This is a genomic window from Bradyrhizobium sp. P5_C11_2 (assembly GCF_054049755.1).
In genome coordinates this window covers 1-6408 of record NZ_JBFULT010000510.1, presented here as the reverse complement: position 1 = coordinate 6408, position 6408 = coordinate 1, and the positions used below count along the sequence as shown (strand labels likewise).

The 6408-nt window shown below is 65.7% G+C and carries 8 protein-coding genes; 7 read left to right on the top strand and 1 reads right to left on the bottom strand.

Annotated elements, in window-relative coordinates; translation table 11 throughout:
- On the top strand, nt 1-524 hold a 524-nt coding region (locus ACXJL8_RS32510; RefSeq protein WP_456686257.1), incomplete at its 5' end, for a GyrI-like domain-containing protein.
- Between the two features lie 5 nt (nt 525-529).
- Complete coding sequence (locus ACXJL8_RS32505) at nt 530-1231, top strand: SIMPL domain-containing protein (protein WP_456620848.1); 702 nt, start codon at nt 530-532, stop codon at nt 1229-1231.
- A gap of 181 nt (nt 1232-1412) precedes the next feature.
- Here the strand turns inward: ACXJL8_RS32505 and ACXJL8_RS32500 are convergent, their stop codons facing one another.
- Nucleotides 1413-2477, bottom strand: coding sequence for an MBL fold metallo-hydrolase (locus tag ACXJL8_RS32500; protein WP_456620847.1), 1065 nt, complete (start codon nt 2475-2477; stop codon nt 1413-1415).
- Between the two features lie 450 nt (nt 2478-2927).
- On the opposite strand from ACXJL8_RS32500, the gene ffh reads away from it, so the two are divergent.
- The 5 genes from ffh to ACXJL8_RS32475 form a co-directional block, all read left to right on the top strand.
- Complete coding sequence (ffh, locus tag ACXJL8_RS32495) at nt 2928-4475, top strand: signal recognition particle protein (RefSeq protein WP_456620846.1); 1548 nt, start codon at nt 2928-2930, stop codon at nt 4473-4475.
- Between the two features lie 85 nt (nt 4476-4560).
- Nucleotides 4561-4893, top strand: a complete 333-nt coding sequence (gene rpsP, locus ACXJL8_RS32490) for a 30S ribosomal protein S16 (protein ID WP_456620845.1) — start codon at nt 4561-4563, stop codon at nt 4891-4893.
- 9 nt (nt 4894-4902) lie between these two features.
- The gene (rimM, locus tag ACXJL8_RS32485; protein WP_456686256.1) at nt 4903-5550 is read left to right on the top strand and encodes a ribosome maturation factor RimM; all 648 of its coding nucleotides are present in this window, start codon (nt 4903-4905) and stop codon (nt 5548-5550) included.
- Nucleotides 5435-6139 carry a tRNA (guanosine(37)-N1)-methyltransferase TrmD gene (gene trmD / locus ACXJL8_RS32480; protein WP_456686259.1) on the top strand — a complete coding sequence of 235 codons (705 nt, stop codon included), beginning with the start codon at nt 5435-5437 and terminating at the stop codon, nt 6137-6139. Before rimM ends, trmD begins: the two co-directional genes overlap by 116 nt.
- 109 nt (nt 6140-6248) lie before the next feature.
- Nucleotides 6249-6408 (top strand): 50S ribosomal protein L19 (locus ACXJL8_RS32475; protein WP_456686258.1); only part of this gene is annotated, 160 nt, incomplete at its 3' end.

Genomic DNA, 6408 nt, shown 5'->3' with positions numbered 1-6408 from the left:
CACCCTCGCCCGGCCCGGTGCCGCCGCCCGCCGCGGCCGTCACCCCGGCCCCGGTGCAGACCGCCGATCCCTTTGGCCTGGAGACCGCGCTCGAGCCGAAGAAGGTCGTGATGGTCAAGGGCACCGCCAACTGGGACTCGGCCTTCGACACGCTGATCGACGCCTTCAAGGTGCTGAACACGCTCTTGGACAAGCAGGGCATCAAGCACGCCGGCAATTCCATGATCGTCTACACCTCGACGGACGACACCGGCTTCACCTTCCTCGCCGAGATCCCGGTCGAGCAGGACCCGAAAAACCTGGCCAAGGACATGAGCATCGGCAAATCGCCGGAGGGCAAGGCGCTGAAATTCGTCCATCGCGGCTCGTACGACAACATGGACAACACCTATGAGGCGATCACCAATCACCTCGACGACAAGAAGCTGGAAGCCAAGGACACGTTCATCGAGGAATACCTCACCGATCCCCTGAAGACGGCCGAGGACAAGCTCGTGATCAACGTCTATGTGCCGCTGAAGTGAGAATGATGAAGAAGCCTGTTGCCCTCGCCGCATTTGTCGCCGCCACGCTTTTGGCTACGCCCGCGCTCGCCGACGATTTTCCAGCCGCCATTTCGGTCAGCGGAGAAGCGACCGTATCCGCAGCGCCCGATCTCGCGCAGATCGACGCCGGTGTCGCCAATGACGCCAAGACGGCCAAAGAAGCCTCCGATGCCAACAACGCGGCGATGGGCAAGGTGCTGCTGGCGCTGAAGGGCGCCGGGATCGCGGAGAAGGACTACCAGACCTCGCGGCTGTCGCTGCAGCCGCAATACGGCCAGAACAAAACCACCGGCGCCTCGCCCGTGGTCGGCTTCCGCGCCTCCAATCGTGTCTCCGTGAAGATTCGCGACGTGACCAAGGTGGCCGGCATCATCGACATACTGGTCAGCGCCGGCGCCAACGATATCGGCAACATCTCCTTCGAGGTGACGCAGGCCTCAAAGCTGCTTGACGACGCCCGCGAGCAGGCGGTCGCCGATGCCCGCCGCAAGGCCGAGATCTACGCCAGGGCCACCGGCGTCACGCTGGGTGCACCGCTGAGCGTTTCCGAGGGCGGCGGTCCGGTGCCGCTGTTCAAGTCGAGGATGGCAACGGCGCCGATGGCCGCGCCAGCCGCCGTTGCGCCGGGCGAGGAAACGCTGTCGGTGACGGTGAATGTGAGCTGGGCAATCAAGCAGGGGCAGTAGGAGGCACACTGCCGCAACACCAATGGTGTCGTCCCGGCGAAGGCCGGGACCCATACCGCGTGATCTTTCGGTAGGCGCAGGTCGCGGTACCGCGGGTAGACTGAAAACGACGAGTCTTCGTCAAACGTCTTCCTGTGGTTATGGATCCCGGCCTTCGCCGGGACGACAGCGGAGAATGACGCTAAATCTCCACCACCTGCCCCGGCTGCATCGCCACGAACCGCTCCTGYGGAATCTTCGCCGCATCGAGCGCCTCGACCAGCGCTTTCGCCGGCGCATCGATCGCCTCATCCGTCAGCTGAAACGTGCCGTGATGATGCCCGAGCGCTTCCTGCGCGCCGCAATCGGCGAGCGCCTTCACCGCATCCTCCGGATTCATGTGCTGGTCGCGCATGAACCAGCGCGGCTCGTAGGCGCCGATCGGGAGGATCGCCAGACGCAGCGGCCCGTGCTTCTCGGCGACGCGGCGAAAATGCCCGCCGTCGCCATAGCCGGAATCGCAGACGACATAGATTTTTCCGGCCGGCGTCTCCAGGACAAAACTCGCCCACAGCGCCTTGTTGCGGTCGAACATGCCGCGTGCCGACCAGTGCCGGGTCGGCACCAGCGTCACGGCCACACCGCCACCGAGCTCGACACGATCATGCCAGTCGAAGGCTTCCACCTTGATGGTGGAATCGGCGCTGCGCATCGTTACGTCGTTGCCGAGCGGGGTCACCACGCGCGGCGCAAAATTCTTGGAAAGCCGCGACAGCGTCGCGATGTCGAGATGATCATAGTGCCCGTGGGAAACCAGCACGACGTCGATCTTCGGCAGCTTCTCGAACGCGATGCCGGGATCGTTGTGCCGCTTCGGTCCGGCGAAGCTGACAGGCGAGACCCGCATCGACCAGACGGGATCGACCATGATGTTGAGGCCGCCGGTCTGGATCAGCCAGCTGGCGTGGCCGACGAAGGAGAGCCGTACCTTGTCGCCGTCGACGCGGGCCGGCGGCGTATCGGCATGGGGGCTCGGCGCCCAATCCGGCCAGTCCGCGCGCTGCCCCCGGCCACCCAATTGCCAACGCAGCACCTCGCCGAGCGATCGTGGCGGCGCCCCGTCGGGATCGAAGAAGGTCAGGCCGTCGAAATGGTCGGACACGGGGCCGTCATAGGTTTTCATGCGGGACATCCAAAGGGAGGGCACGCCGACCAGCGCAGCGCCACCGGCAAGCAGTCCGAAAACGCGGCGGCGGGTGATCGGCACGGGCGGGCTTCAGGGATGGTCGACGCGGTAAGACATCACCGCCTATATGGGCGGTGCCGCCGGAAAAGGAACCCATGGTCGAAAGCCTCATGTTTTCAATGGCTTGCATTGCAGAAGCCATCTCCGGGCGCTAACTTTCCTTGACTTTCTTGCCTGAGCGGCGTTTAACCCGCGCACTTTCTCGGAAAGGCTTTCTTTTCGACCCGCCGACTGGTCCTGCGAGGCCAGAGGCTAACGCCCGACAGCGCTATGCGCCCTCGGGCGTAAAGGTGTTTGGAAGATCGCTTGCCCAAGTAAGTGGTCATCCCCCGCGAAGGCGGGGGATCCAGTATTCCAGAGGCAGCTCGGTTTGAGCCGAGGCGCCGCGGCGTACTGGCTGCCCCGGTCAAGCCGGGGCATGACAGTGGTGAATGCGGCAACCCTGCGCGAGCGGGACAAGGGACAACGGCATTGTTCGACAATCTGTCGGAACGGCTTGGTGGCATTCTCGATCGTCTGACGGGGCGCGGTGCGCTGACCGAAAAGGACGTCGACGCCGCGATGCGCGAGGTGCGCCGCGCGCTGCTGGAAGCCGACGTCGCGCTCGAAGTGGTCCGCAGCTTCACCGAGCGCGTCCGCGAGCAGGCGATCGGCGCCACCGTCGTCAAGTCGGTGACGCCCGGCCAGATGGTGGTCAAGATCGTCCATGACGAGCTGATCAATACGCTCGGCGCCGAAAGCCAGACCATCGACGTAAATTCCGTGCCGCCGGTGCCGATCATGATGGTCGGCCTGCAAGGCTCCGGTAAAACCACCACCACCGCCAAGCTCGCCCGCCGCCTGGTCCAGCGCGACAAGCGCAAGGTGCTGATGGCCTCGCTCGACGTCTATCGCCCGGCGGCGATGGAGCAGCTGGCAGTGCTCGGCCGCGATCTCGACATTCCGACCCTGCCGATCGTGGCGGGACAGCAGCCGCCACAGATTGCCAAGCGCGCGCTGGAGGCCGGCAAGCTCGGCGGCTACGACATCGTGCTGCTCGACACCGCCGGCCGCACCACGCTCGATGAAGAGATGATGGCGGAGGCAGCCGCGATCAAAGCTGCCGCCAATCCGCATGAAGTGCTGCTGGTCGCCGATAGCCTCACCGGCCAGGACGCCGTCAACCTCGCCCGCGCCTTCGACGAGCGCGTCGGCCTCACCGGCATCGTGCTGACCCGCGTGGACGGCGACGGCCGCGGCGGCGCCGCGCTGTCGATGCGTGCGGTCACCGGCAAGCCGATCAAGCTGATCGGCACCGGTGAAAAGACCGACGCGCTGGAGGATTTCCATCCCGACCGTATCGCCGGCCGCATCCTCGGCATGGGCGACGTGGTCTCGCTGGTYGAGCGGGCTGCCGCCAACATCGACGCCGAAAAGGCCGCGCGCACCGCCGAGCGCATGCGCAAGGGCCAGTTCGACCTCAACGACATGCGCGAGCAGCTGTTGCAGATGGCGAACATGGGCGGCATCAGCGGCCTGATGGGCATGATGCCCGGCATCGCCAAGATGAAGAACCAGATCGCGGCCGCCGGCATCGACGACAAGATCTTGAAGCGCCAGGTCGCGGTGATCGATTCGATGACGCGCGACGAGCGGCGTCATCCCGATCTGCTCAAGGCCAGCCGCAAGAAGCGCATCGCCGCCGGAAGCGGCCAGAGCGTCGAGCAGGTCAACAAGCTGCTCAAGATGCACCGGAACATGGCCGACGTGATGAAGGCCATGGGCTCGGGCAAGCGCGGTCCGCTCGCCGGCATCGCGCAGGCGATGGGCTTTGGCGGCGGCATGAAGCCGCCTTCGCCGGAAGAGATGAAGGCCTTGCAGGAGAAGATGCAGGGTGGCGGCGGCCAGGGCCTGCCCAGCCTGCCGAAGGATCTGCCCCCAGGTCTGCGCACCGGTCTGCCGAACGTTCCTGGCCTGACCGGGTTGAGCGGCAAGCCGATGCTGCCGGGCCTCGGCGGGTTTCCAGGCAAGAAGAAATGAGGAATTCGTCGTGCGGGATCGCAAGCGTCCCGCGCAACGCGGAATACCAATCAACCGAACAAAACGTACTTTGAAGGAGAACTAGATGTCCGTCGTTATCCGCCTCGCCCGCGCAGGCACCAAGAAGCGCCCCGTCTATCACGTCGTCGTCGCCGATTCGCGCTTCCCCCGCGATGGCCGCTTCATCGAGCGCCTCGGCCATTTCAACCCGCTGCTGCCGAAGGACAACGAGACCCGGCTCAAGCTCGACATGGACAAGGTGAAGGCCTGGCTCGCCAAGGGCGCGCAGCCGTCGGACCGCGTGATGCGCTTCCTCGATGCCGCCGGCGTCAAGAAGCGCGAAGCGCGCAGCAACCCGCAGAAGGCCGTGCCGCGCAAGGAGCGCAAGGCGCAGGCCGAAGCCGCCGCCAAGGGCTAAGGCTAATTCATGTCGGCGCTGATCTGCGTCGCGCGGATCGGCGCCGCGCATGGTGTGCGCGGCGCGGTCAAATTGTGGACCTTCACCGAGGATCCACTTGCCGTGCGGCGTTATGGGCCGCTTCTCGCCAAGGACGGCAAGCGCCAGTTCGAGGTAGCAACGGCGCGCGAGGCCAAGGATCATCTGGTCGCGACGTTCAAGGGCGTCACGACCCGCGATGAGGCCGAACGCCTCAACGGCATCGAGCTCTATGTCGCGCGCGAAAAGCTGCCCGCGATCGACGCGGACGAATATTACCACGCCGACCTGATCGGGCTCGCCGCCGTCACCATCGATGGCGACGCGCTCGGCCGCGTGCTCGCGATCCATAATTTCGGCGCCGGCGACATCATCGAGATCGCGCCGCCCAAAGGCACGTCGCTGCTGCTGAATGGCCGGGTGTGGTTATGGGTCCCGGCCTTCGCCGGGACGACGGATTTCATAGGGCGCAATGACCAACCCCTCACCCTGGCGCGCGACGGTGCTGACGCTGTTTCCGGAGATGTTTCCGGGGCCGCTCGGCGTGAGCCTGGCCGGGCGGGCGCTGGCGTCCGGGCTGTGGGAGCTCGAGGCACGGGACATCCGGGCCTCCGCGACCGACCGCCACCGCAGCGTTGACGACACCCCGGCCGGCGGCGGCCCGGGCATGGTGCTCCGGGCGGACATCCTGGCGGCAGCGATCGACGCGGCTGAGGCCGGGCCGGACCGGCCCCGTCTGCTGATGAGCCCCCGGGGTCGGCCATTGACCCAGGCACGCGTCCTGGAGCTCGCCGAGGGCGCCGGACCCCTGATCGTCTGCGGACGCTTCGAGGGGGTGGACCAGCGGGTAATCGACGGACGGGCCCTCGAAGAGGTCTCGATCGGCGATTACGTGCTCTCGGGAGGCGAAATCGCGGCGCTGGCGCTGATTGACGCCTGCGTCCGGCTGCTGCCGGGGGTCATGGGCAAGGAGGCTTCCGGAACCGAGGAAAGCTTCTCGGATGGGCTGCTGGAATACCCCCAATACACCCGCCCGCAGCTGTTCGAGGGTATTCCGATCCCGGAGATCCTGACCTCCGGCGACCATGCCAAGGTCGCGGCCTGGCGGCGGGCGGAATCCGAGGCCCTGACGGCGGCCCGGCGACCGGATTTGTGGTCTCAGGTCCCGAGCAAAGCCCCGAATCGGCCCGGTCGCCAAAAAACGCCAAAAACCAAGACAGACGGGTGACAAACGCTCCGGCTTGCCTTATAGCAGCGGCCAAATCCGCAATGGCTGGATAGACGAATTTCGCGCAGCCCCCGTTTCCAAGGCTGGGCGCGCTGATGGAGATTTACCCATGAACCTGATCAAGCAGCTCGAACAAGAGCAATTCGACAAGCTGTCCGCCGGCAAGAACATCCCGGAATTCGGTCCCGGCGATACCGTGATCGTCAACGTGAAGGTCATCGAAGGCGACCGCACCCGCGTGCAGGCCTATGAAGGCGTCTGCATCGGCC

Coding starts and splice junctions, on each gene's coding strand:
- rpsP (WP_456620845.1), top strand. CDS start 4,561: ATGTCCGTCGTTATCCGCCTCGCCCGCGCAGGCACCAAGAAGCGCCCC.
- trmD (WP_456686259.1), top strand. CDS start 5,435: ATGTTTCCGGGGCCGCTCGGCGTGAGCCTGGCCGGGCGGGCGCTGGCG.
- rimM (WP_456686256.1), top strand. CDS start 4,903: ATGTCGGCGCTGATCTGCGTCGCGCGGATCGGCGCCGCGCATGGTGTG.
- ACXJL8_RS32505 (WP_456620848.1), top strand. CDS start 530: ATGAAGAAGCCTGTTGCCCTCGCCGCATTTGTCGCCGCCACGCTTTTG.